The 26,185-nt window shown below is 62.0% G+C and carries 18 protein-coding genes and 2 pseudogenes; 4 read left to right on the top strand and 16 right to left on the bottom strand.

All coding sequences use genetic code 11. The annotated features are described in order from the left end of the window. The first annotated feature begins 2 nt into the window (after positions 1-2). Positions 3-1,439: an FAD-binding oxidoreductase gene (locus tag AB8B31_RS03120; protein WP_018245040.1), complete on the top strand. Its 1,437-nt coding sequence runs from the start codon at positions 3-5 to the stop codon at positions 1,437-1,439. Positions 1,440-1,489: 50 nt separating this feature from the next. Here AB8B31_RS03120 and AB8B31_RS03115 read toward each other — a convergent pair whose 3' ends face one another. Beyond that, positions 1,490-4,825, bottom strand: a complete 3,336-nt coding sequence (locus AB8B31_RS03115) for a DUF1217 domain-containing protein (RefSeq protein WP_439007348.1) — start codon at positions 4,823-4,825, stop codon at positions 1,490-1,492. A 300-nt stretch (positions 4,826-5,125) separates the two neighbouring features. Between AB8B31_RS03115 and AB8B31_RS03110 the strand changes: the two genes are divergently transcribed. After that, a complete protein-coding gene (locus AB8B31_RS03110) occupies positions 5,126-5,692 on the top strand; it encodes a DUF6101 family protein (protein ID WP_018245038.1) in 567 nt (188 codons plus the stop codon). A gap of 95 nt (positions 5,693-5,787) precedes the next feature. On the opposite strand, the gene ubiA is transcribed toward AB8B31_RS03110, so the two are convergent. From ubiA to AB8B31_RS03085, 5 genes and pseudogenes are all read right to left on the bottom strand, one after another. Further along, entirely contained in the window at positions 5,788-6,747 is a 960-nt protein-coding gene (ubiA, locus tag AB8B31_RS03105) for a 4-hydroxybenzoate octaprenyltransferase (protein ID WP_020493423.1), read from the bottom strand. 158 nt (positions 6,748-6,905) lie between these two features. After that, positions 6,906-7,718: a MipA/OmpV family protein gene (locus AB8B31_RS03100; protein WP_018245036.1), complete on the bottom strand. Its 813-nt coding sequence runs from the start codon at positions 7,716-7,718 to the stop codon at positions 6,906-6,908. Between the two features lie 111 nt (positions 7,719-7,829). Continuing rightward, positions 7,830-8,410, bottom strand: a pseudogene (locus tag AB8B31_RS03095) (histidine phosphatase family protein). A 67-nt stretch (positions 8,411-8,477) separates the two neighbouring features. Continuing rightward, the gene (locus AB8B31_RS03090) at positions 8,478-9,737 is read right to left on the bottom strand and encodes an SAM-dependent methyltransferase (protein WP_018245034.1); all 1,260 of its coding nucleotides are present in this window, start codon (positions 9,735-9,737) and stop codon (positions 8,478-8,480) included. A gap of 133 nt (positions 9,738-9,870) precedes the next feature. After that, positions 9,871-12,180 carry a Tex family protein gene (locus AB8B31_RS03085; protein ID WP_018245033.1) on the bottom strand — a complete coding sequence of 770 codons (2,310 nt, stop codon included), beginning with the start codon at positions 12,178-12,180 and terminating at the stop codon, positions 9,871-9,873. 219 nt (positions 12,181-12,399) lie between these two features. Here AB8B31_RS03085 and glyS point away from each other — a divergent pair, with 219 nt between their 5' ends. Continuing rightward, the gene (glyS, locus tag AB8B31_RS03080) at positions 12,400-14,514 is read left to right on the top strand and encodes a glycine--tRNA ligase subunit beta (RefSeq protein ID WP_018245032.1); all 2,115 of its coding nucleotides are present in this window, start codon (positions 12,400-12,402) and stop codon (positions 14,512-14,514) included. A 57-nt stretch (positions 14,515-14,571) separates the two neighbouring features. Further along, the gene (locus AB8B31_RS03075; RefSeq protein ID WP_018245031.1) at positions 14,572-15,060 is read left to right on the top strand and encodes a DUF523 domain-containing protein; all 489 of its coding nucleotides are present in this window, start codon (positions 14,572-14,574) and stop codon (positions 15,058-15,060) included. Positions 15,061-15,138: 78 nt separating this feature from the next. On the opposite strand, the gene AB8B31_RS03070 is transcribed toward AB8B31_RS03075, so the two are convergent. From AB8B31_RS03070 to AB8B31_RS03025, 10 genes and pseudogenes are all read right to left on the bottom strand, one after another. Next, entirely contained in the window at positions 15,139-16,962 is a 1,824-nt protein-coding gene (locus AB8B31_RS03070) for a methyl-accepting chemotaxis protein (protein WP_018245030.1), read from the bottom strand. A gap of 261 nt (positions 16,963-17,223) precedes the next feature. Then, positions 17,224-17,772, bottom strand: a pseudogene (locus AB8B31_RS03065) (methyl-accepting chemotaxis protein); the annotation flags it as partial. A 114-nt stretch (positions 17,773-17,886) separates the two neighbouring features. Further along, positions 17,887-18,348: a plant virulence effector HPE1-like domain-containing protein gene (locus tag AB8B31_RS03060; protein ID WP_026188638.1), complete on the bottom strand. Its 462-nt coding sequence runs from the start codon at positions 18,346-18,348 to the stop codon at positions 17,887-17,889. Between the two features lie 99 nt (positions 18,349-18,447). Next, on the bottom strand, positions 18,448-19,725 hold the full coding sequence (purD, locus tag AB8B31_RS03055) for a phosphoribosylamine--glycine ligase (RefSeq protein WP_018245025.1): 1,278 nt from the start codon (positions 19,723-19,725) through the stop codon (positions 18,448-18,450). Positions 19,726-19,790: 65 nt separating this feature from the next. Further along, positions 19,791-21,725 (bottom strand): DUF2207 domain-containing protein, encoded by a 1,935-nt coding sequence (locus tag AB8B31_RS03050; RefSeq protein WP_018245024.1) that lies wholly within the window; start codon positions 21,723-21,725, stop codon positions 19,791-19,793. A 37-nt stretch (positions 21,726-21,762) separates the two neighbouring features. Then, positions 21,763-23,025 (bottom strand): 3-phosphoshikimate 1-carboxyvinyltransferase, encoded by a 1,263-nt coding sequence (locus AB8B31_RS03045; protein ID WP_018245023.1) that lies wholly within the window; start codon positions 23,023-23,025, stop codon positions 21,763-21,765. Between the two features lie 108 nt (positions 23,026-23,133). Then, on the bottom strand, positions 23,134-23,685 hold the full coding sequence (locus tag AB8B31_RS03040; protein WP_018245022.1) for a LemA family protein: 552 nt from the start codon (positions 23,683-23,685) through the stop codon (positions 23,134-23,136). 140 nt (positions 23,686-23,825) lie between these two features. Next, positions 23,826-24,782, bottom strand: a complete 957-nt coding sequence (locus tag AB8B31_RS03035) for a glycine--tRNA ligase subunit alpha (RefSeq protein WP_018245021.1) — start codon at positions 24,780-24,782, stop codon at positions 23,826-23,828. Between the two features lie 169 nt (positions 24,783-24,951). Then, positions 24,952-25,143, bottom strand: a complete 192-nt coding sequence (locus AB8B31_RS03030) for a membrane protein (RefSeq protein WP_003556931.1) — start codon at positions 25,141-25,143, stop codon at positions 24,952-24,954. A gap of 18 nt (positions 25,144-25,161) precedes the next feature. After that, on the bottom strand, positions 25,162-26,022 hold the full coding sequence (locus AB8B31_RS03025; protein WP_024321292.1) for a S49 family peptidase: 861 nt from the start codon (positions 26,020-26,022) through the stop codon (positions 25,162-25,164). Positions 26,023-26,185 lie beyond the last annotated feature (163 nt).

Here is a 26,185-nt window from a genome sequence, read left to right as displayed (position 1 = left end):
GAATGAGCAATTCCAGCATTTCCACCGAACTCCTCAACCGCTTCGCCGCAATCGTCGGCGAAAAATACGCGCTTCGCAGCGAAGCCGATCTTGCGCCGCATCTGATCGAAAACCGCGGGCTCTATCACGGCTCCTCCCCTCTCCTCTTGAAACCCGGCTCGGTCGAGGAAGTCTCTGATATCATGAAGCTTGCGACGGAGACCGGAACGGCGATCGTGCCGCAGACCGGCAATACCGGTCTCGTCGGCGGCCAGACGCCGCGTCAGGGCAAGTCCGATATCATCCTGTCGCTCGAGCGCATGAACAAGATCCGTGATGTCGATCCGGTGGCCAACGTGCTGGTGGCCGATGGCGGCGCCATCCTGGCCGAGGTGCAGAAGGCAGCCGAGGCGCATGGGCGGTTGTTTCCGCTGTCGCTCGGCTCGGAGGGTTCCTGCCGCATCGGCGGCAATCTTTCCACCAATGCCGGCGGCACCGCCGTGCTTGCCTATGGCAATATGCGCCAGCTCTGCCTCGGCCTCGAAGTGGTGCTGCCGACCGGCGAGATCTGGGACGGCTTACGCCGCCTGAAGAAGGACAATACCGGCTATGATCTGCGCGATCTCTTCATCGGCGCCGAGGGCACGCTTGGCATCATCACCGGCGCGGTGCTGAAGCTCTTTCCTCAGCCGCTCGGCCATCAGGTGGCCTTCGCCGGCCTGAATTCGGTGGTGGATGCGCTTGCTCTGTTCAACCTGGCCTCCAGCCTCTGCGGCGCCTCGCTCACCGGTTTCGAGCTGATGCCGCGTTTCGGTGTCGAGATCACCACCCGCCACATCGACGGCGTGCGCGATCCGCTGGACGCGGCCTATCCCTGGTACGTGCTGATCGACATTTCGACCTCGGATTCGGCCGAGACGGCGGAGCGGATGATGAATGGCGTGCTGGAACAGGGCTTCGAGGCCGGGCTGGTGCTGGATGCCGCGATCGCCGCATCCGTGGCCCAGCAGAAAGCGATCTGGCACATGCGCGAGAGCATGTCGGATGCTCAGAAGCCGGAAGGCGGGTCGATCAAGCACGATGTTTCCGTGCCGGTATCGAACATCCCGCATTTCATGGCCGAGGCTGAAGAAGCTGTGATGGCGGCGATGCCGGGCGCCCGCATCTGCGCCTTCGGCCATATGGGCGACGGCAATATTCATTATAATATTTCCCAGCCGGTTGGCGCTGACAAGGCCGCCTTCATCGCCCGCTGGCGCGAAATGAACCATATCGTGCATGGGTTGGTGCTGGCGCATGGCGGTTCGATCTCAGCCGAGCACGGCATCGGCCAGCTGAAGCGCGACGAGTTGGCGGCGATCCGGCCGGCGATCGAAATCGAGCTGATGCGCCGCATCAAGCGCGCCTTCGATCCCGCCAATATCATGAACCCGGAAAAGGTTGTCAGCCTCGATCCTTGAGGCCGACGGTCAGAGCGATCAGGCCTGCTGCGTGCAGCAGGTCAGGGCGATCAGCTTTGCTGCGTGCCGCCGCCGTTCAGGATCATCAGCGCCGGCGACTGCTGGGCAGCGTTCTGGACATCGTACATGGCGGTGAACCGGCGCAGCAGCTTGTCGACCTTCTTCGGATCCTGGAGATCCTCGAGCTTGACGAAGCGGTTGATCAGATCGGCCTGCTTGGCGACATCCATGCCCGAGATCTGCGATGGCAGGCTGTAGGCCGTGGTGATGACCTGATAAAGCGCCTTGTCGCCGAGGATCGAATAGATCGAAGTGATGCTCGAGGCCTTGCGGCTGAAATAGAGCGCCAGGCGCACGCCGTCGTTGGTTTCGCCTTGCTGGGCTTCCATCGTCTGCTGGACGTAAAGTTCCTGGGTGTGGTCCTCGGCCGCCTTGTTCTGGATCGTGCCGATCTTGGCGCGGGTCAGATTGCCGTCCTTGTCGAAGTTGAAGGCGGCGACGATATCCTGGAAACGCGCATCGGCCTTGGTGTTGAGGTAGCTCTTCTTGTCGTCGGGATCCGAGGTGAAGATCTTCTTCAGCGTGGCCTTGTCGTAATCCTTCGGGTCAAGATTGTTCGCCTTCAGCACCAGGTCGGTCAGGCGGCTGTCATCCAGGAAATCGTCGAGCGACTTCACCTTCGCCATGCCCTTGGCGAAATAGTCGACTTCGGCCGTCGCATCTTTCGAGGCCTTGTCCTTCACCGGACCGTCCTTCATCAGCATGGTGATATGCGATTTATAGTCGGTGGCGTATTTGGCCATGGTCGCGTCGGGAAGCGCCTGGAAGGGTGATGCCGCCTTGCCGTCGGGGCCGAAGTTGAAGGCGCGGGCAAGGTTGGTGATGCGTTCATCCTTGAGCGAGGCGATATAGCCATCCGGATCATAGGCATCGCTCGTCAGGATCTTGCGCATCATCGAGCGCGGGACATCCTGGTCGGTCAGCCCGAAAGCCTGCAGCGCCACATGGTAGAGATCCGGCAGATTGTCATTGCCCTTGCTGAAATCGGCGGACGAATTGCTGCGCAGGAAATCATTGACGGCCTTGACGTCGGAGAAATTCAGCAGGCTGCTGCTGTCGGCCATAAGCTTCTGGTAGTTGGATGCGACCTCGTCGATCGCCTCGTCGCGTTCGTCGTCATAACGCGCCGCATAATTGTCGTTGGTGGTCTGCGCCTGGTCGGCCGTCTGGACCGAACTGACGACAGGAAGCGATCCGTCGGCGGCGAAGTTGAAGTCGGCGTTGAGATCGGCGTGGCCGGCTGCGGCAGCCGCCGTCGCATCGGTCAGGATGCTCTTCAGATCGGCGTCCGAGATATCGAACGGCAGATTGTAGATGCTCTTCAGGAAATTGGTGATCGTGCCATCGGCGATGAGATCATCGACATTGCCGATCGTCGCCATCCGGGCGGAATAGTCGTCCGTCCGCGCTGAGGCAGTAAATTTCGTGCTGCTGATCTGGCTGGCCGTCTGCGCCGCCATACCGTCCTCAAGCGTGCCGTCCGCCTTGAAGTTGAAGGCGGCGGCAACGTCGGCATAGGTGCCGGTGCCGCTCTGATCGGTCAGGATATTGCGAAGAGCGACGTCGCTGACCGTCGACGGGATGCCGTAGGCGTTGCGCACAAAATTGTTCAGCTTCTGGTCCGTCAGCAACTGATCGACGTTTGAGATGCCCGCAATGGTCGACTGGTAGTAGACTGCCGCATTGTCGGCCTTGCTGGCAGTGCTGGCACTTTGGGTTGCCGTCTGCGAGGCGTAAAGGGTCGCGACCGAACCGTCCGCTTTGAAATTGAAGAGGTCGTGAACGTCGCTGTAGCCCTGGGCGCTGGCAGCCGTGCGGTCGACGAGGAAAGTCCTCAACGTCGCATCGGAGACGCTGTCGGCGATCTGCATGCTGTTTCTGATATAGCTGACCGCAACAGCATCGGACATGATGTCATCGACATTGGTGACATTGCCGATCATGCTGTTGAAATGCGCTGCGTTCGCCGCCGACTTGTCGGTGGTCGACTTCCGCTGCGCCGCGGTCTGGATCACGGAACCATTGATCGAGCCGTCTGCCTGGAAGTTGAAGTCGGCATTGAGATCGGCATGCCCCTGGGCCGCTGCATAGGCGGAATCGGTCAGGATGTTCTTCAGGTCGGCATTGCTGAAACTCGTGCCGAGCCCATAGGCATCCTTGATGTAGCGGGCCAGCACACTGTCGGCGAGCAGGTCGTCGACATTGGTGATCCCGGTCGACTGCGAGGTGACGGTATAATAGTTGTTGGTGCTCGATGCCGCTGCCTTCAGGCTGTTTGCCTGATCGACCGACTGGACGCGCGCCGTGTTGGAGGTCGACCCGTCAGCCTTGAAGTTGAAAGCATTGTAGACATTGGTAAAGCCCATCAGCTGGGCATAACCGGGATCGGTCAACACCGCGCGCAGCGCTGCCGCGGTGAAGTCGGCGCCCATGCTATAGGCCGTCGTGATGTAGGAGGTCAGTCGCTTGTCGGCGACCAGATCGTCGACATTGGTGATCGTGCCGATCTTCGCGGTGTAATAGGCCTTGTTGTAGTCCGCCGCCGTCTGGCCGACGTAGTAGACATCCGAACCGACCGAATTGTCGATGATGAGGGACTGGGAATTCAGGGTGTAGGACTCGATGACCGAGGCCTTCTGCGCGGCGGTCTGCGCCGTGCCGTTGACAGTGCCATCCGCATTGAAGCTGAACTGGGCGGCAAGCGCCTTGTACTTGTCGCCGCCTTGGGTGTTGACGACGCTCGTGGGGTCGCTGAGATCGCTCGTCAGCACCTGCCGCAGAAAATCCTTCGACGCATAGGTCGGATCGATCTTGAAGGTCTTCAGCACATAGGTGCGCAGCCGGGTGTTGTTGACCAGGTCGTCGACGGTCTGCACGCTATCGATATTGTTGCTGTAATAGGTGCTCTCGGCGGTCGCGGCCTTGTCGGCATCGATGAAGGACTGCTTGTAGAGGCCGATGAGGTCGTCCTCCTGCGCGTCCGTCTGCACGTCCTTGGCCGGCTCGTTGAAATTGAAGGCGGCGGCGAACTCGCGGTAGCGCGTATCGGAAAGCTTGTTGGCGTAGCTGTTGGGATCGGTGAGATCGCTCTCGAGCACCTTCTTCATGAAGGCCTTGGCGTAGGTCATGTCCTCGAGACCATAGGCCTTCATCGCATAGCTGTAGAGCTTGTAGTCACCAAGGAAGTCGTCGACTGACGTGACCTTGTTGATATGGTCAGCGTAATACTGGGCATCCTTCTTGACCGTCGCTTGCGACGCAACCTTGTTGAGGCTGGACGTCATATCTCGCGACAGGATCGTGTAAGCGAGGGAAGCCGTGATCATAAAAAGCGCCCTTTTCGGCAAAATCTCTAAAAGAACGACGAACTGCTGGTGAGCACATTTTGCCATGGAAAACTTACCTGAGGCTTACCTCTGGATGCATCATTTCAGGACACCACGCCGTTCACCTTCCGGAAACCCTGCCGGATTCGGTTTTGATAACCATCAGAGGAGGCAAAGTTTTCTTAACCGCAATTTTTAAGCTGTACGGAAGGGCGGCTGCCTATTGTCGGCCATAGAGGACGAAAAGTCCCAAGGAGAAGACCGGAAATCGGCTCTCAGGTAAGACAAGGGTAGAATGAAATGAACAATCCCGTTATGAAGCCCGCTTGGGCTGGCACGACGTTGCGCCTCGATCCGTCCCGCTTTCCCCAGCAGGTCAGCTACGCCATCCACGATTGTTCGGATGACGTCAATATCACGATAGACGAACGCGGTGCGGTCCTGCGCAAGGTCCTCCCCTCCAGCGGCCTGCCGCTATCGATTGCGCTGCCGAAGCGCGTTTTCAAGGGCGTCGCCGCCCGCGCCATCGACCATGGCGACGGCGATGTCACCGTAACCCTCGAACTCCATCACTCCGATCCGGAGCTCTGCATTCCGCTGCTCGTCGCCCATGATCTCAGCGACATCGCCGCCGACTGGCGCAGCTGGTCCGAAGCCTTCCGCATTCCGATGCTGATGGTCGAGGCCGACGGCGTCGCCCGGCCGCTCGAAGACCATATCGGTGCCTTGCGCACCAGCGACCTCAAGCCTCGCCGCCGTCATTCCTACTTCGCCAATCGCCGTCCGCGCTTCCTCGTGCGCCGTACAACCGGCCGGCTGGGCGTCGCGATGAAGATCGAAGGTAAGGAAATCATCGCCCGCAACTGAACAAAAACGCGACAGTTCCATTTGGCGACGTCGCTTCGGAACCATTTTGAAACCCGGCGCCCGCGCCGGGTTTATCGTTTCATTCGTCGTCCCAATCAGGGAATGGCAAACAACAGCGAGATGAAGAGGCCGAAGAAGATGATCAGGCCGACGCGGTTGTTTGACTTGAAGAGCGCCAGGCACTGGTCGGCATCATCGATATCGAGCCGGACGATCTGCCAGGCGAACATGCCGGCCGCACCGAGCAGACCCAGAAATGCGATGAGATTGGCGCCGGCGAGAGCGAAAGCGATGAACATCAGCACCAGCGTCAGTCCATAAAGGCCGATCAGCCATTGCCGCGTCCTGTCGCCGAACAGGCGCGCAGTGGACCGGACGCCGATCAGCTCGTCATCCTCCTTGTCTTGATGCGCATAGATCGTGTCGTAACCGATCGTCCAGGCGACGGAGGCGGCGTAGAGCAGGATGGCTGCAAAGGAGAGGCCGCCGAAAATTCCGGCCCACCCCATCAGCGCACCCCAGGAAAAGGCAAGCCCCAGGTAGAATTGCGGCCAGTCGGTGAAGCGTTTGGCAAAGGGATAAAACGCCACGATCCCGAGCGAGAGCACGCCGAGGAAGACGTTGAGCCAGTTGAACTGCAGCAGCACGAAGAGGCCGACCAGCGCCTGCAAGCCGATGAAGATCTTTGCCCGACGGCGGGTGACGCGGCCGGAGGGGAGCGGACGTGACCGCGTGCGCGCCACTTCCATATCGATCTCGTGGTCGACGAGATCATTGTAGGTGCAGCCGGCGCCGCGCATGGCGACCGCGCCGATGAAATAGAGGAACAGGTGAGATACCAGCAGGCTGCCGGAATAGATCCCCTCGCCGATCGCCGCGTTGGCGGCAAGGGTCGCCGACCAGAAGCACGGCCACATCAAGAGCTGCCAGCCGATCGGGCGATCCCAGCGCGCGAGCTGCGCATAGGGCCAAAGCCATGGCGGCAGGATCCGGTAGACCCAGTTATCGGAAGGTGCGTCGGAGACGCGATCGTTGAAGTCGCCAGTATCGTGCATGCCGCTCATCTAGCGGCGGGCCGCCGATCCGGTCAAGAAGCGATCATTGTATTGCCAGTTGCATCATTCCTTCGATCGGAATCGATTTAAGGATAAAATATACGTAAATTCAAAGTGTTGCAGCGCCGCGCGCCTGAAAGGACCCGCAGCGCCGTCAATCACTGCAGTGAGAAATTGAACTTGTAGGTCGCCGAGACGCCGATCAGGACCTGGTTCTTCGAGCCGCGCTCGCGCACGAGGCTGCTGTCGGCGGCAGGACCTGCCAGCCGCTTATATTCGAGGAAGGAACTGGCCGAGAGGTTTTCCGTCGCCTTCCAGGTGAGCGCCGTGCCGGCGCCATAGGACTGGATGCCCGACGAGGGCTTATAGGGATCAAGGCCGCTTGCCGCCGCCTGCTTGGCGTTGACGCCATAATAGGCGTCGTAATAGCCGCTGGTGGCGAAGGTCGCGCGCGGGCCGCCTGACAGTTGCAGGTCGGGCGCGATATCGGTGAAGGCATCGACCGCGAGATCGGCAACGATACCGTCATGCGAGCGGATGCCCTGGCGGACTTCGGCGCGGGCGCGAAGGAAATCGGTCGGGTAAACTTCGACAAAACCGCCGGCTTCCGCCCCCCATTTGACCTTCTTCAAGCCCTTCAGCTCGCTGCCGTCGCCGTCATCGCGCGACGGGACGAACCTGCCGACGATGCCGGCACGGAAGGCGCCCTTGTCGATGAGGGCGAAGGACGGATTGTCATTGCGCGACGAAAAACGCGGGCCGGCGCCTTGGCGGCCGACCGAGATCAGCGGGCTGAACTTGAATTCATTATGCGACGAGCCCTCGAATTTCGGGGCGGAAAAGCCGGCGACGCCGACGCTCAGATACCAGTCGCCGGACCAGAAGTGCTGGCCGCTTTCCTGGGCGGCGGCCGAACTGGCAGATAAAAGGGCAATAGCCAAAGGGATCGATACGACTGATCGATGAGACACGTCCGCACTCCAGAAAACGCAAAAACAAAGCCGCGGAGGGCGGCGGCCGCTACATTTATCCCGATCTCGTTACCCCAATGTTAACCACGGCGGTGAGGGAGACGATTGTAGCTAACGCTGGTTCCAGCGGCGGATGACCGGTTCGGTCAGATCGTGTTCGTAGCCGAGCACGCTGATGCTGGCCGTATCGAGCACGAAGCGCGCGCCGTCTTCCGGCGGCAGGCCAAGCCAGCGGGCGGCAAGGACGCGCAGGAAATGCGAGCTCGAAAAGATCAAAATGGTGCCGGCCGTTTCGCGAAGCGCATGGATGACGGCGTCTACGCGGGCACCGACATCGGCGGCGAACTCGCCATTCGGGCAGCCGTCGCGAAAGAGCTGCCAGCCGGACGGTCGGCAAGGATCGCCTTGGTGGTGATACCTTCATAAGCGCCGTAGTCCCATTCGGCGAGATCGTCCTTGATCACCGCGCCCGATCCGAATCCGGCGAGCGTGCAGGTCTTGCGGGCCCGCGCGGACGGGCTCGACCAGACGGCGGAGAAGGTAGGGCCCGCCAGCCGGTCGGCGAGTTTGCGGGCGGCCTCCTCGCCGTTCGCCGTCAGGGGAATATCGCTGCGTCCGGTATGGCGCCCGGACAGGCTCCATTCGGTTTCACCGTGGCGGACCAGGTAGATCTCGGGAAACGCACTGCTCATCGGCACGTCCTTTCATTGGAAGCGGTCCCTCGGCAAAACCGCCAGCGGAAGCGGCCCCTCCGCGGGATCAGAACGTCACCTTTTCCAACGGTGCGCGCCTCGCCTCGAACTCCTTCAGCTTGGCTTCGTTGCGGGCGATGTAGTTGCGATTGTCGGGAACGGCAAACTGGTTCTTGGCGACCTGGATCTGCAGGATAAAGAGCTCGTCCCAGCGGAAGCCCATTTCGGAACCAGCCAGATAGAATTCCCACATGCGGAAGAACTGCTCGTCGTAAAGCGCCACCGCTTCAGCCTTGCGCGTCACGAAACGCTCGCGCCAGTGGCGCAGCGTATAGGCATAATGCATCGGCAGGATTTCGATATCCTTGACCAGCAGCCCGGCTTTTTCGAGCGGTGGCACGACCTCGCCGACGGAGGGGATGTAGCCGCCGGGGAAGATGTACTTCTCGATGAAGGCATTGGTGCCGAAGCTTGGCTTCGGACGGCCAATCGAATGCAGCACCATGACGCCGTTGTCATCGAGCAGATCCGATACCTTGCGGAAGAAATTGCCGTAGTTGCCGATACCGACATGTTCGAACATGCCGACCGAGACGATGCGGTCGAACTTCCTGCCCGTCATGGTGCGGTAGTCCTGCAGTTCGAATCGCACACGGTCGGCAAGGCCGCGCTTTTCGGCGCGCAAACGCGAGACCTTGAGCTGTTCCTCGCTCAGCGTGATGCCGGTGAAATCGGCACCGTCGGTCGCTTCCGTCAGATACATGCCCATGCCGCCCCAGCCGGAGCCGATCTCCAGGATATGCTGATTCGGCTCGAGCAGAAGCTTGGCAGCGATATGGCGCTTCTTGGCGAGCTGCGCCTCGTCGAGACCAATGCCCGGCGGCTCGAAATAGGCGCAGGAATATTGCCAGTCCTCGTCGAGGAAAAGATCGAAGAGCTTGGCCGACAGGTCGTAATGATGGGCGACATTGTGCTTGTTGCGATTGACCGGCACGCGGCTCTTCAGCTGCTGCCAGGCAATGCGGCCGAGGAGCAGAGCCGCCATCTTGAAATCGAAGATTTCGTTGGTGGTGTTCTGTTTCACCAGCGACAGGAAATCGTAAATGTTGCCCTGTTCGAGAATGAACCGGCCCTGCATATACATTTCGCCGAGCTTCATGGTCGGGTCGCGCCGGATGGCGTCCTCGGCCTCCTGATCGGCAAGGCGGGCGACAACGGTTTCACCCGTGCCGTCGCCGATAGTATGGGTTTCGCCATTGGCAAGGGTAAGTTTCAATGAACCCTTGCGGACGATTTGCTGGACGATCGATAAGAATGCCGACGCCATGGACGCCTCGCAAATGTGACAGGATGGTCACATCAACTTAGTAGCTCTCTTTCGCCTTACAAGCGCCGGATTTAGCACTCCGTTCAGAACGCTGCCAAACTGTTGCATTTTTGCCGAAATGCCGGTTAAACCCTTATTTTCGCTTCATGGCTTCGGCAAGTGCCGCGCCGAATGCGCCCTGGCTCTCCGGTTTCTGAGCCGCGGGCCGGCGCTCGTTCTGCGGCCGCGACCCTTGGCTTGGGCGAGAATCACCACGCGGCGGCGGCGCTGATGAGCCGTCATCGCGTCGCATGGAAAGACCGATGCGCTTGCGCTTGGCATCGACTTCGACAACCCGCACCTTGACGACATCACCCGCCTTGACGACCTCGTGGGGATCCTTGACGAAGCGGTCGGCAAGCTGGGACACATGCACCAGACCATCCTGGTGCACGCCGATATCGACGAAGGCGCCGAAGGCGGCGACATTGGTCACCGTGCCTTCCAGCACCATGCCGGGCTGGAGGTCGGAAATTTCGTTGACGCCCTCGGCGAAGGTCGCGGTCTTGAAGCTCGGACGCGGGTCGCGGCCGGGCTTTTCCAGCTCCGCGATGATGTCTTTCACCGTCGGCAGACCGAATTTCTCGTCGATGAACTGGCGCGGATCAACCGATTTCAACACCGCGCTATCGCCCATCAGCGCGCGCAGATCGCGGCCACAAGCGGCGACGATCTTCTTGGCGACACCGTAGGCCTCCGGGTGCACCGAGGAGGAATCGAGCGGCTCCTTGCCGTTGGGAATGCGCAGGAAGCCGGCGCATTGCTCGAAGGTGCGGCCGCCGAGGCGGGCGACCTTCAGGAGATCCTTTCGCGTCTCGAAACGGCCTTCGCTGTCGCGGTGGCGGACGATGGCGTCGGCGATCGACGGGCCGAGGCCGGAGACGCGCGACAGCAGCGGCGCAGACGCAGTGTTGAGATCGACGCCGACGGCATTCACCGCGTCTTCCACCACGGCATCGAGCGAACGCGACAGCTTCTGCTGGTCGACATCGTGCTGATACTGGCCGACGCCGATCGACTTCGGCTCGATCTTGACGAGTTCGGCCAGTGGATCCTGCAGGCGCCGCGCGATGGAGACGGCGCCGCGCAGCGACACGTCGAGATCGGGAAACTCCGCTGCTGCGGTTGCCGAGGCGGAATAGACCGAGGCGCCGGCTTCCGACACGATGACCTTGGTCGGCTTCGGCGCCGGCAACTCGGCCAGCATGTCGGCCACCAGCTTTTCGGTTTCGCGGCTGCCGGTGCCGTTGCCGATCGAGATCAGCTCGACATTGTGCTTGCGGATCAGCGATGCGAGCTCGACCTGGGCGCCACGCACGTCGTTCCTCGGCTGGAAGGGATAGACGGTCGATGTCGCCACCACCTTGCCGGTGCCGTCGACGACGGCGACCTTGACGCCGGTGCGGATGCCGGGATCGAGGCCCATCGTCGCGCGCGAGCCGGCGGGCGCGGCCAAAAGCAGGTCCTTGAGATTGCGGGCGAAGACATGGATCGCCTCTTCCTCGGCCCTTTCGCGCAGTTCCCGCATCAGGTCGAGCGAGAGCGACATGGAAAGCTTGACGCGCCAGGTCCAGCTTGCGACCTCCATCAGCCAGCGGTCGCCGGGACGGCTGGTACCGATCTCGTAGGCCGCCACGATCATGCGTTCGACCGGCTTGTTCGGAGAGGCGGTTTCGGCGTCGGCCTCGATCGTCAGCGTCAGCACCTCCTCGTTCCAGCCGCGCAACATGGCGAGCGCGCGGTGGCCCGGCGCCGTCGCCCAGCGTTCGGAATGGTCGAAATAGTCGGAAAACTTCTCGCCGGTCGCCTGCTTGCCGTCGACGACTTTCGCCTTCAGCAACGAGGCCTGGCGCATATGGGCGCGCAACTTGCCGAGCAGGTCGGCATTTTCGGCAATGCCTTCGGCGATGATATCGCGCGCGCCTTCGAGCGCCGTCTTCACATCGGGCACGTCAGCTGTGACGAAGCCTTCGGCCAAGACCGCCGGTTCCCTGGCGCGGTCGGCGAGGATCGTCTCGGCGAGCGGGCCGAGGCCGCGTTCACGGGCGATTTCGGCCCGCGTGCGGCGCTTCGGCTTATAGGGCAGGTAGAGATCCTCGAGCTCGGCCTTGGTTTCGGCCCCAGTGACCTTGGTCATCAGCTCGTCGGTCATCTTGCCCTGGCCGGTGATCGATTCGACGATCGCGTCGCGCCGGGCTTCGAGCTCGCGCAGATAGACCAGCCGCTCGGCGAGATTGCGCAGCTGCGTATCGTCCAGCCCGCCCGTCACTTCCTTGCGGTAGCGGGCGATGAAGGGCACGGTGGCACCCTCATCTAGCAACTCGATGGCGGCTTTGGCCTGTTCGGGCCGGGCGTTGATTTCGGCGGAGATGCGGGCTGCGAGAAAACGGAGGTCTGCGGCCATGGGATTTCCTGTTTCGTCAGAGGTGGCGGGACCATAGCGGCGAAAAGCGGCAAGGCAATGTTGGAGTTTACGGCTAGGCGCCGATCCACAGGATAAGCATGCCGGAAAGGCGGCGATTTTGCGGTTGTGCAGATGCGCCATTCTTTGCTAGCAGAAGCAACGTTTTGACCCGGCGCCCATGCCATCCCTCCCCTGTCGCGGGAGGCAAGGAAATTCGACATGCCAAACCTTCTTCTCGAACTCCGCTCCGAAGAGATTCCGGCCCGCATGCAGCGCAAGGCTGCCGGCGACCTCAAGAAGCTCGTCACCGATGCGCTTGTCGAAGCGGGTCTGTCCTACGAGGGGGCGCGCGAATACTGGACACCGCGGCGGCTTGCGCTCGACATTCACGGCCTGACGGCCCGCTCCGCCGATGTGCGCGAGGAACGCAAGGGGCCGCGCACCGACGCCAACGAGAAGGCGATCGAGGGTTTTCTGCGCGGCGCCGGCCTTTCCTCGGTCTCCGAGGCGCAGGTGGTGAGCGATCCGAAGAAGGGCGATTTCTACGTCGCGGTCATCTCCAAGCCCGGCCGCGCGACGGAAGAGATCGTCACCGATGTCATGCCCGGCATCATCCGCGATTTTCCCTGGCCGAAATCGATGCGCTGGGGCAAGGCCTCGTCGAAGCCCGGTGCGCTGCGCTGGGTGCGGCCGCTGCAGTCGATCGTCTGCACCTTCGGCCCGGAGCATGAGGAGACCACCGTCATCCCCTTCGAGATCGACGGCATTACCGCTTCCAACATCACCTACGGCCATCGCTTCCATGCGCCCGATGCGATCACCGTCCGGCGCTTCGACGATTATGCGGCGAACTTGGAAAAGGCCAAGGTCATCCTCGACGCCGAGCGGCGCAAGGACATCATCCTGCACGACGCCCGCGACATCGCCTTTGCCAACGGGCTGGAGCTGGTGGAAGACGAAGGCCTGCTGGAGGAAGTCTCCGGCCTCGTCGAATGGCCGCAGGTGCTGATGGGCAGTTTCGAGGAGGATTATCTCTCGATCCCCTCCGAGATCATCCGGTTGACGATCAAGACCAACCAGAAGTGTTTTGTCACTCGCAAACAGGGTGAAGAGACGCTTTCGAACAAGTTCATCCTCGTCTCCAACATCCAGGCAAGCGACGGCGGCAAGGAAATCGTCCACGGCAACGGCAAGGTGGTGCGGGCCCGGCTTTCGGATGCGCTGCATTTCTGGAAACGCGACCAGGGCAATCTGCCGGATCTCGAGACGCTCACGGCTTCGGCGGCAAAGTTCGGCCTCGACATCAAGAAGCCGCTCGACCAGCGCATGGCCAAGCTCGATGCGCTTGACGTGACGTTCCATGCCAAGCTCGGCACACAGGGAGCGCGCGTCGCTCGCATCCAGGCGCTGGCCAAGGAGCTGGCAAAGATCACCGGTGCCGACGCGGCTCTGGTCGATCGCGCCGCCGTGCTCGCCAAGGCCGATCTGCGCACCGAAGCCGTCGGCGAATTCCCGGAACTGCAGGGATTGATGGGCCGCAAATATGCGGCGCTGCAGGGCGAGGATGCCTCCGTTGCCGCCGCGATCGAGGACCACTACAAGCCGCAGGGTCCGTCGGACCGCGTGCCGGAGGACAGAGTGGCGATCACGATCGCGCTTGCCGACAAGCTCGATACGCTGATCGGCTTCTGGGCGATCGATGAAAAGCCGACGGGATCGAAGGATCCGTTTGCGCTGCGGCGGGCAGCACTCGGTGTGGTCAGGATCCTGCTCGAGCGAAAGATCCGCCTGCCGCTGTTGGCAACGACAAGGGATGGCGACTTGCTCTCCTTCTTCCACGACCGTCTCAAGGTCTATCTGCGCGACCAGGGCGCCCGCCACGATCTCATCGACGCCGTGCTGACTTCAGATGCCGACGACCTGTTGATGGTGGCGCGCCGCGTCGAAGCGCTGACGGCCTTCATCACCTCGGAGGACGGCAAGAACCTGCTCGCCGGCACCAAGCGCGCGACGCAGCTGCTCGCCGCCGAGGAAAAGAAGGGCACCGTGATCGCCGATGGCGTTTCGGAAGCGCTTCTGAAGCTCGATGCTGAGAAGGAACTGTTCGCCGCAATCTCCAGCGCCTCGAAGGATGCCTCGGACGCCGTCGCCGGGGAAGACTTCCGCTCGGCAATGGAAGCGCTTTCCAAGCTGCGCGGCCCGGTCGACCGCTTCTTCGAAGACGTGCTCGTCAACGACGAGGACGCCGCCATCCGCGCCAACCGTCTCGCCCTGCTGCGGCTGATCCGCGAAGCGACGGGAACGGTTGCGGATTTCTCGAAGATCTCGGGGTGATATTCGGCCGCCATCGGCGGTCTGGCATTGCCGCCGTCATCGCGTTATTCAAGAGACATGCAGAGCAAGATTCTTGTCAGCGCCTGTCTTATGGGCCAGGCCGTCCGCTATGACGGCCGGGCGAAGCGGTTGCTTCATCCTGTGATCGAGACATGGCAGGCCGAGGGCCGGCTGGTGACGATCTGTCCGGAGATGTCGGCAGGCATGAAGGTGCCGCGGCCGCCGGCCGAGATCGCAAATGCCGCAACCGGCGAAGAGGTGCTGGCCGGCACGGCGCGGGTTGTCGAGCTGACGGGCGCCGACGTGACGGAAGAGTTCTTGCAGGCGGCGGAAAATGCCGTGGCGCTCGCACGACAGGCAGGCTGCCGCTATGCGCTGCTCATCGACGGCAGCCCGTCCTGCGGTTCGGCTTTCATTTATGACGGCACGTTTTCCGGCCGCAAGCAGGCCGGCCACGGCGTGACGGCGGCGGCGCTGAAAGCTGATGGCGTCGAGGTGTTTTCCGATCACCAGATCGAGGAACTGATCGACCGTATCGCGCATTGAGCCTCAAATGGCACGGCCGCCGGAGAACCGACGGCCGCTAAAAATTTGGTGATAAAAACGCTTTTGTCCCCGCGCCGTTTAAGCGGCGCGGCGACCTTGATGCATGGCCGGAGCGGCGCTTTCGCCACTGACCCGGAAGCCGCGGATGAGGTCGATCAACTCGTCAGTATCGCTGGCCAGCGTTTCGGCCGATGCCGTGGTCTCCTCGGCCATGGCGGCGTTCTGCTGGGTGGCGGCGTCGAGCTGGTTCATCGACGAGGAGATCGAGCGCAGCGTCGTATCCTGTTCGGAGGCGCTGTGGGCGATCTTGGCGACGATCTCGTTGGCGGCCTTGATCTGGTCGGAGATGCGCTTCAGCGCCTCGCCTGCCTCACCGACCAGACGGACGCCGTGGTCGACCTGGCTGGAGGAGCGGGCGATCTGGTCCTTGATCTCCTTGGCGGCCGCGGCGGAACGCTGGGCAAGTTCGCGGACTTCCTGGGCGACGACCGCAAAACCCTTGCCGGATTCGCCGGCGCGGGCCGCCTCGACGCCGGCATTCAGCGCCAAGAGGTTGGTCTGGAAGGCGATCTCGTCGATGACGCCGATGATCTTGGTAATTTCCGACGACGACTTCTCGATGCCGCTCATCGCTTCGATCGCCTGGGTGACGATCGCATCGCTATGGGTGGCTTCGGTGCTGACCGCGTGGACACGCTTGCTGGCTTCATGGGCGCCATCGGCTGTCTGGCGGACGGCGACGGTGAGTTCGTCGAGCGCGGCCGAGGTTTCCTCGAGGCTGGCGGCCTGGCGCTCGGTGCGCTGCGACAGCTCGTTGGAGGCGCGGCGGATCTCTTCCTTGCTGGTGCCGATGTCGGTGCCCTTGGCGCTGACCTTGGCCATGGCGGCTTCGAGATGCGACAGCGCATCGTTGAAGTTGTCGCGAAGGGCGGCGTATTTCTGGCCGAGATCGGCGCAGCGGACAGTGAGGTCGCCGCGGGCGATCATCTCCAGCGCCTGGCCGATCGTCGTCACCACCCGCGCCTGCAGCGTGGCTTCATCCTGCTGCTGGCGCAGATTGGTTTCGCGCTCGTTTTCCAGCGCCAGCTGCTGGGCCGCCTCACGATCGGACATCGCATGACGTTCCCTGATCTTTTCCTGCAGCGACTGCGTCGCCTTCGCCATCATGCCGACTTCGTTGTTCATGCTGGTATGCGGGATGGCGATCGAAACATCCTCTTCGGCGACAGCCTTCAGGGCGGCATGGACGTTGTTGAGAGGTCCCGATATGCCGCGGATGACGATGTAGGCGGCCGTCATGGCAAGGAAGAACAGAACGATGCTGCCGGAGAGCGCGGTGAGGATCGTGCTGTTTATCTGCGCATCGAGATCGTCCATGTAGACACCGGTGACGACGACGACCTTCCAGGGATCGAAGGCCTGGCCATAGGCCGTCTTGCGGTAATCGCCGGCCGGCTGGCCCGGTTTGACCGTGGAATAATATTCGACGAGACCGCCGCCCTGCTGCCCGAGCTTGACCAGCTCATCGCGATAGAGCTTGCCTTTGCTGTCCGGCTGGCCCTTGTTGATCTGCCCGACTTTCGAGGCGTCGTAGTGGAATACCATCTGGACGTCGTAGCTATAACCGAAGAAATAGCCGTCCGGATCGTATTTCATCCCGTTGACGGTGGCGTAGGCCTGCTTCTGGGCATCCTCGAGCGTCATTTCGCCCACGGTTACCTTGGCCTGGTAAAGCTTGAGAACCGAGACCGCCGACTGAACCTCGGCGCGGAGCATGTCATAACGCTCCTTGTAGATCGCATCGACCGAGGATCGGATCTGCAGGGAGGTGGCGATCGCAAAGGCGATCATCAGGCCGACGACCAGCAATATGAGCTGCTTCGATATCTTCAAATTTTTCATGACGCCTCGCAACGGGAATGGATAGCTGCATTCCGGTGCGGTTTTCTACCGCCTGTGCGAGCGCGCCAAACAAGACGACGCGTCTACCGCTGCTAAAATAAACATGCTGCGACCGGGTAAGTAACAATTGATGCCCACCCTATAAAAAAGCTTTAACTTTATTGAATGCGATGCGAACTTCCCTCAAAATCAAGGGGTAGAGTTACAAGGCACACCGCCGGATTTTCATCCGGCGGTCCATATCATTTGCTTCTAAAGTTCTCAGCTGGCCCGGCGCATCGGTTCGGCCTGGCGGTGCTGTGGCGCACCGACACGGAAGCCGCGGATGAGATCGATCAGCTCGTCAGTATCGCTGGCCAGCGTTTCGGCCGATGCCGTGGTCTCCTCGGCCATGGCGGCGTTCTGCTGGGTGGCGGCGTCGAGCTGATTCATCGACGAGGAGATCGAGCGCAGCGTCGTATCCTGTTCGGGGGCGCTGTGGGCGATCTTGGCGACGATCTCGTTGGCGGCCTCGATCTGGTCGGAGATGCGCTTCAGCGCCTCGCCTGCCTCGCCGACCAGACGGACGCCATGGTCGACCTGGCTGGAGGAGCGGGCGATCTGATCCTTGATCTCCTTGGCCGCAACAGCCGAGCGCTGGGCAAGCTCGCGGACTTCCTGGGCGACGACCGCAAGACCCTTGGCGGATTCGCCGGCGCGGGCTGCCCCGACGCCGGCATTCAGCGCCAGCAGATTGGTCTGGAAGGCGATCTCGTCGATGACGCCGATGATCTTGGTAATTTCCGACGACGACTTCTCGATGCCGCTTATAATTGCACTTCAAAACAGGAATGCACCCCCGCTGCTCATCGAGGGTGCATTCGTCCACCGGTGGTGGAACCCCAAGCGATCGAAACCTTGATCAGGCAGGGGCAGGGAACTTTTTTAGAAACGCAGCTTAAACTCGGAAACGTTAATCGCTGCTGGTTGTTCCGCCATACCTGCCGCAACGGGCCTGGCGTCGCCGCCAATGACGGCCGCGGTGGTTGCATTCATGTCGATGCCGTCTACCGGCGCCGCTGGCGGCGCGGCCGCAATCATGGATTCAGGCGTCGCCTTGCTGACGAAGACGACGGGCGAGCCGCCCATCCAGCCTTCGGTGCGATAGACCTTCTTTTCGCCGCCGACGTCGCGGACTTCACTTGCCTGGAAAGCGCCGGGCTTCAGCTCCGGCACCGTATAGTCTTTCTTGGTCAGTTCGGCCTGGAGCGGCGGGCAATCGGCACAGCTTTCGGTGACGATGCTGCCTTCAGCGCGCGGCGCAATCTTGCCGACCACTTCTATCGAGGACGCCATCACAGGGCCTGCCATCAGCAGGATTGCCGCACCGAGGAAAATCTGACGCATCAATGCCACTCCGTCTCATCTTGGGAGCGGTATAGCGCAGCTTTGTTTCCATCCCGTCAGGGGAAAGGGTAAAAATTTAAAGAACGGGCCGGTTTATACTCACTCCGAGCCCGTTTCGCGTTCGATCGCCCGCCAGCCGATGTCGCGCCGGCAGAAGCCGTTTTCCCATCTCACCCTGTCGAGCAGCGCGTAGGCGCGGTTCTTGGCCTCGGCGACCGTGCCGCCTGACGCGGTGACGTTCAGCACGCGGCCGCCGGTCGCAACCAGTGCACCGTCTTTCAGACCCGTGCCGGCATGAAACACCTTCTCGCCCTCGCCTGCATCCGGCACGGAAAGAATCGGCGTGTTCTTCTCGTAGGCGCCGGGATAACCCTTGGAGGCCATGACCACCGTCAGTGCCGGATCGTCGTTCCATTCGGCCTTGACCTGATCGAGCGTGCCATTGGCGGTGGCGAGCAGCAGCGGCAGGAGATCGCTCTTCAACCGCATCATCATCACCTGGCATTCGGGATCGCCGAAGCGGACATTGTATTCGATCAGCTCCGGCCCCTTCTTGGTGATCATCAGCCCGGCGAAAAAGACGCCGGAGAAGGGATGACCGCTCTCGGCCATGCCACGCATCGTCGGCTCGATGATCTCCTTCATGGTCCGCTCGACCATTTCGGCGGTCATAACAGGCGCCGGCGAATAGGCGCCCATGCCGCCGGTATTGACGCCGGTATCGCCCTCGCCCACCCGCTTGTGATCCTGGGCGGTTGCAAGCGGCAGCGCATGTTTGCCATCGCAGAGGCAGAAGAAGCTCGCTTCCTCGCCATCGAGATAGGCTTCGACGACGACTTCGGCGCCGGCAGCGCCAAAGGCGCCCTCGAAACAGTCGTCGACCGCCGCCAGCGCCTCGTCCAGCGTCATCGCAACCGTCACGCCCTTGCCGGCGGCAAGACCATCGGCCTTGACGACGATCGGCGCGCCCTCGGCGCGGATATAGGCTTTGGCCTTCGGTCCATTGTTGAAACGCTGGTAGGCGCCTGTCGGAATGTCGTAGCGGGCGCAGATATCCTTGGTGAAGCCTTTGGAGCCCTCGAGCTGGGCTGCAGCAGCGGAAGGACCGAAAACCACAAGGCCATCGGCGCGCAGCCGGTCGGCGAGGCCGGCAACCAGCGGCGCCTCCGGGCCGACAACGACGAAATCGATCGCCTTGTCCTTGCAGAAGGCCGCGACCGCTTCGTGATCCTCGATGTCAACCGGCACGAGGACGGCGTGTTCGGCAATGCCGGGATTGCCGGGTGCGGCGTAGAATTCCGTCATCAACGGCGATTGCGCCAGCTTCCAGGCGAGCGCATGCTCGCGTCCGCCCGATCCGATCAACAGAACCTTCATGCGCGACCCTTTCCTTTTCTGTCTGGCGGTTAAGGGCCAAGGGCTAAAAGGTCAAGCGGGAAAGCTTACCAGCCCCCGCCTCCGCCGCCTCCGCCGCCGCCTCCCGACGAGCCGCCGCCGGAAAAACCGGAGGAGGAACTCGATGGCGGCGGCGCGGGAATCGTCGACGCGATGGTCGAGGCCATGGACGAGGAAAAGCCGCCGATGCGATCGGAAAAGCTGCCGCTGTTGAAGTTGCCGGAATACCAGGCGGGCGCATAGGCAGCAGCCGCGCCGGCAGCGGCCGCCGCAAGCCAGGTTTCGAAAGTGCGCGACCAAGGCTTTTCGACGCCGAGCGCCACCGCATAGGGCAACAGCGTCTCGAAATGCCGCGGCGACATTTCCGGAGCGCCTGCCGTGTTCATCCGGTCCTTCTCGGCAAGCGTCAGATATTGGCGCAGGCCGTCTATGCCATCCATCATCTTGGCGCCGAGGGGGGTCGGCGCGCCCATGATGAAGAAATAGAGGATGTTCAAAAGCACGATGCCGCCGACGGCAAAGAGCATCGGCGTTTCGTGCAGTTCCACCAGCGAGGAGGCAAGCGCCAGAACCATGGTCGCCAGAATGCTGATGCCGACGAAAACGCCGACCGCGGCGGCGATGATGGCGATGATCTTGCCGAACAGTGACTTGCCGCGATGCAACGACCTGACGAGGCCGGCGGCGAACACCGCGACGAAGACCGAGATGGCGCTCGGGATCAGCATCAGCGCGATGGTGTCCGGCGCCAGCGAACCGAAGACGAACAGGATCACCAGGGCCGCGGCGCTGAGCGCGATGCCGCCTGCGGTATAAGCCAGGTTGGAATTGTAATATTTGCCGCGATGCTCTTTTTCGATCGCCGAACGGAAGGCCTGGCCGACGGATTTCACCCGCTCGCCATTCGCCTTGTCGATCGTCAGCGTCGAGCCGGCACCGCCGGCAACCTTGAGCAATTCGATTTCGCCGGCCTGGAATTTCTCCTTGCCGAGCGGCTTGCCGGTGCCTTGGATGACGATCGAATTCTTCAGGTCTTCGAGCTTGACGTAGCCGCGGACGGCAAGATTGAGCGCGGTGGCGGACAGCGCCGTCCAGCCCTCGCCGGAGAAGCCCTTATTGTCGATATAATTGACCAGCGCCGGCGAGATACCATCGGGCGCGTCCCAGCGCGGCACGACGACGCCGCGGGCGGGATCACGGCCGACCTTCAGCCAGGAGCGCGTGTAATAGGCGAAAACGAGGATCAGGCCGCCGAAGCCGATGAAATAATTGCGGTTGTCCTTCAACCACCAGGTGCTTTCCATATCCGCGCTCGGCGGATCGATCGACCCCTTCGGCAAGCGGATCGCGAAGGTCAGGCCTTCGTGGGCATCAAGCGGCGCGGTGGTGGAAAAGACCAGGCCAGCGCCGCTCTCGCTGACGCGGGCATTCTTTTCCGTCGCGCCTTGGGGGCCGGTGAAGAAGGCCGTCTCCGTCGCGCCGACGCCGGGCGGCAGCTTCACCGTCGCGGTGGCCAAGCGGATCGGGAAGATCCAGCCATTGCCGGTGACGTTCCAATAGAGTTCGTCGTGATCGTCGAAATAGCGGATCTGGCGATTGGTCCTGTAGGTGAAGACGTATCGATGACGGCCCGGCGTCACGGTCACGTCGGCAGAACCGGCATAGATGCGGATGCCGCCTGATATCGATTCGGTGTGCCAGGGCTCGTTATCGCCATCGCGCTGGACCGACACCATATCGAAATCGACGCTGCGGCGGCGGCCCGCGGCATCGGTGAAATAGAGCGGGAAATCACGGAAGATGCCGTGGTTGATCTGATTGCCCTCGGCATTGACGGTGATCGTTTCCGTCACCGTCATCGCGCCGCTCTTTTCGAGCGTAATGTCGGAGGCAAAACTGTCGATCACCTCGGCGGCAAAGGCCGCCGGGGCGGCGAGCATCAACAGCAGTGCAAAGCAAAATCCGAAAAACCGACGCCCCATCCCTGTCTCCCGCCGGCAGCCTCGGCTGCGCGTTTCGTCAATCGTTGTCCTGATAGGTCACGCCGAGTGCCGCCAGCGTCCGCCAATAGGCGGGGAAGGTCTTGCCGACGCAATCGGGATCGAGAATGGTGATGCCGTCGATCTTCAGCCCGGCGAGCGCGAAACTCATGGCGATGCGATGATCGGCGAAGCTGTCGATATCCGCCGGCAGACGCTTGCCGGCAAGTGCGGGATCCGACTGCACGATCAGATCGTCGCCGTCTTCGCGGGCGAGCCCTGAAACAATGCAGTTGAGGCCGGTCGAGAGCGCCCGGATGCGGTCGCATTCCTTGACGCGCAGATTGGCGATGCCGACGAAGCGAACCGGCGTCTCGTTGAAGGCGGCAAGCACGGCAAGCGTCGGAACGGCATCCTGCATCTGCGAGCCGTCGATCTCTGCCGGCAGATGCGGGAATTTGGCGATGATGTCATAGGCGCGCGCATCGGGCTGCGAGAAGGCATCGGAGGGAACACCGAGATCGATCGCGCCGCCAGTGAGGACTTCGGCCGCCCAGAGATAGGTCGCAGCCGAGGCATCGGGCTCGACGATGAAATCGGCAGCGCGGTAGCCGGTGGGCTCGACACGCCAGGTGACCGGGCTGGTCTTCTCGACCTTGGCGCCGAAAGCCTTCATCGCCGCCGTGGTCAGATCGATATAGCCGAGTGCACCGATATCCTCGCCGACGAGTTCGATGTCGACCGGCCGGTCGCCGCCGGCCGCCATCATCAGCAGCGCGGAGACATACTGGCTGGACAGGCCGCCATCGATTCGGATGCGGTCGGCCTGGAAGCGGCCGGTGCCCCTGACGGTGACCGGCGGGCAGCCGGTCTCGGCGGTCGCATCGATGCCGAGCGTGCGCATCGCCTCGACCAGCGGGCCGATCGGGCGCTTGCGCATATGTTCGTCGCCATCGACGATGACGGTGCCGTCGACCAGAGCCGCGGCCGCTGTCAGGAAGCGTGTCGCCGTACCGGCATTGCCGAGGAAGAGCGGCGCCTTGGGCGGCACCAGCCTGCCGCTGCCGGTGACGACGAAACTGGTATCGTCAGGCTCGTCGATTGCGACACCCATGGCACGCAGCGCTTCGGCCATATAACGCGTATCGTCGCTCTTCAGGGCCCCGGTCAGCCGGCTGGTGCCCTTCGCAAGGCCGGCGAGCAGCAGGGCGCGATTGGTGATCGACTTGGAGCCCGGCGGCATGGCGCGGCCGGAAAGCGGCCTGCCAGGCGGGATGATCGTGAGTTTGGCTGTGCGTGTCATGCTGTTTCTTCCGTCCATGGGGCGACCTTAAAGCGCGAAATGCTCTAGCCGGCCGCAAATCTGCCCTTGCTCTTAATCGCTTTCGGGCAAAGGCAAAATGCCGGATCGTCAGAATTTCACGGTGGGGACGGCGCGATCGGCCTCGTTGGTGATTTCGAAATATTCCCGTTTCGAAAATCCGAACTGGCCGGCGACGAGATTGGACGGGAAGCTTTCGACCTTGACGTTCAGGTCGCGGGCCGCGCCATTGTAGTAACGCCGCGCCATCTGCAACTCGCCTTCCATGGTTTCCAGCGAAGCCTGGAGCTCGGCAAAATTCTGGTTGGCCTTGAGATCGGGATAGGCCTCGGCGAGCGCGATGACACGACCGAGCGCCTGGCCGAGCAGGCCTTCCGCCTGCGCCCTGCCGGCGACATCGCCTGATGGAACGGCCTGCGCCTTGTTGCGGAGCTCAACCACCTCTTCAAGCGTCGACTTTTCATGGGCGGCATAACCCTTGACCGTCTCGATCAGGTTCGGGATCAGATCGGCGCGGCGCTTGAGCTGGACGTCGATGCCCGACCAGGCCTCTTCCGCCATCTGCCGCGCGCGAACCAGGCCGTTGTAGATGAAGATGAGATAGAGCGCGACCAGAACGATGACGCCAAGCGCAATAAACATCGCGAATTCCCCCGCAGCGAAGTAATGTCCGCGCGGAGACTACGCGGGTTTGCCGGCTGCCGTCAAACGCCGATATCCGCGACGATTCGGGGTGCCCGACCAGCCGTCGATATCGACGATACGGCTGGCAGGCTGTTGCGTTACGCCGCCTCTTTGCCCAGGTTGACGCCGCCGGCATCGGTCAGCAGGAAGGCTTCGCCGCAGGCCTTTGCGAGCGTGCGAACGCGCAGGATATAGCTCTGGCGCTCGGTGACCGAAATGACGCCGCGGGCATCGAGCAGGTTGAAGACATGGCTTGCCTTGATGCACTGGTCATAGGCCGGGAAGACGCATTTGTGCAGGCGCTGGTTGGCGTTGTCGCCGGGGGCGCCGGCATCGAGCAGCGCGCGGCATTCCTTCTCAGCATCGACAAAATGGCGATGCAACATCTCGGTATTGGCGAACTCGAAATTATGACGCGAATATTCCTGCTCGGCCTGCAGGAAGACGTCGCCATAGCTGATCTTCTCGTCGCCGTCGCGACCGTTGAAGTTCAGATCGTAGACATTGTCGACGCCCTGGACATACATGGCGAGGCGTTCGAGACCATAGGTGAGTTCGCCGGCGACGGGCGAGCATTCGATGCCGCAGACCTGCTGGAAATAGGTGAACTGCGAGACTTCCATGCCGTCGCACCAGCATTCCCAGCCGAGGCCCCAGGCGCCGAGCGTCGGGCTTTCCCAGTCGTCCTCGACGAAGCGGATATCATGCAGCAGCGGATCGAGACCGATCGCCGCCAGCGAGCCGAGATAAAGCTCCTGCAGATTTGCAGGGTTCGGCTTCAGGATGACCTGGTACTGGTAGTAATGCTGCAGCCGGTTCGGGTTTTCGCCATAGCGGCCGTCGGACGGGCGGCGAGACGGCTGAACGTAAGCCGCCTTCCATGGCTTGGGGCCGAGGGCGCGCAGCGTGGTGGCCGGGTGGAAGGTGCCGGCGCCGACTTCCATGTCGTAGGGCTGCAGCACCGCGCAACCCTTGTCCGCCCAATAGCTATGCAGGGTCAGGATCAGCGCCTGGAAAGAGCGCTTCGGGTTCATATGGTCTGGAATAGCTGACATCGAACGGCACCGATTGCTTGGGAATTATCGGCGCGACAGGTGCCATGGAGGGCGGCGGGGGTCAAGACTTTTGCAGCACTGAAGAGGCGTCGAATGCCGATGGGGAAGAGGAATTCCGCTGCCCCTCCCCCTCACCAACCGGGTGAGCGGCAGTGCGTGGCGACGCCTCTTATTCGCCCTCGCGCTTCAGCCGGTATTCTCCCGTCGCCGGATCCTTGACCAGCGTGCCGATTGCGCCGGTCTGGCGCTCCTTTTCAGCGCGGCGCGACTTTTCGGCGAGCTTACGGGCATCGGAGACGAAGCGGCGGTAAAGCCACCAGGCTGAGAAAACCAGGATCAGAATGGTAATTAACTGCGGCATGCCCCTCTCTTGCTCCCTTCAAAGCCCGAAACGACTCCACAATGCTCTCTCTTCCGCCGCTTCGACAAGCCCCGTTGCGAGACCGGATGCAGCACCCTCGAGTGAGACCGGCGACACGCCTGGAATCCGGCGACCGAACAGGCCGCGGCCGGCGGTGACGAGCTCCAGCTTGGTCTTCTGGCCGTAGCGCCTCTTCAGTTCCTGGCGCATGTCGCCGAGGCCATCGATGAGGCCGAGTTCGAGGCCGCGTGTGCCGCTCCAGAACAGGCCGGAAAACACCGCCGCATCGTCCCTCAGCTTGCCGGCGCGACGTTCGCGCACCATTGAGATGAAGACCTGATGGATTTCGAGCTGCAGGCTCTTCAGATACTCGATATCCTTTTCCTTTTCCGGCTGGAAAGGATCGAGGATCACCTTGTTTTCGCCCGCCGTATAGACGCGGCGTTCGACGCCGATCTTCTTCAGGAGTTCGGGAAAACCGAAGCCGCCGGAGACGACGCCGATCGAGCCGACGATGGAGGTGGCATCGGCAATGATCTCGTCACCGGCAAGGGCGATCATGTAACCGCCGGAGGCGGCGACATCCTCAACGAAGACCAGCACCTTCTTCTGCTTCTCGCGAGCGAGCTCGCGAATGCGGGTGAAGATCAGGCGCGACTGGACAGGCGAGCCGCCCGGCGAATTGATGGAGATGGCAACCGCCGGCGCGTCCTTCATGGCGAAGGCTTTTTCCAGAACCGGAGAGACATTGGCGAGATTGAGGGTCGGCCGGAACTGGCCGCCGCCGCTGATGATCGCCCCCTGCAGCCGGACGACCGGGATGGTGATGCCGTCCTTGCGGAACCGTTTCGGCAGCAGTTTTCTCAAGAATCCGGCCATTTCCCATCCTTCGCTTCGGGTCGCACGATCGCAGTTTACGATCGGCATCCATGTATGCGCTGGAACGGCAAACGCAATGGCCGCGTTCCTGAAAATAGCAGGTTTGATTTTGTTGTTGCGAATGACTTGCATTATCATTCTAATTCGTCATAGTGCCCTGACG

Origin of the sequence: Rhizobium sp. 62_C5_N11_2 (assembly GCF_051811185.1) — a bacterium.
In the GTDB taxonomy this organism is placed as follows: domain Bacteria; phylum Pseudomonadota; class Alphaproteobacteria; order Rhizobiales; family Rhizobiaceae; genus Rhizobium; species Rhizobium leguminosarum.
Note: the sequence above shows the minus strand (reverse complement) of the source record. Positions and strands in the feature narration are given on the sequence as shown.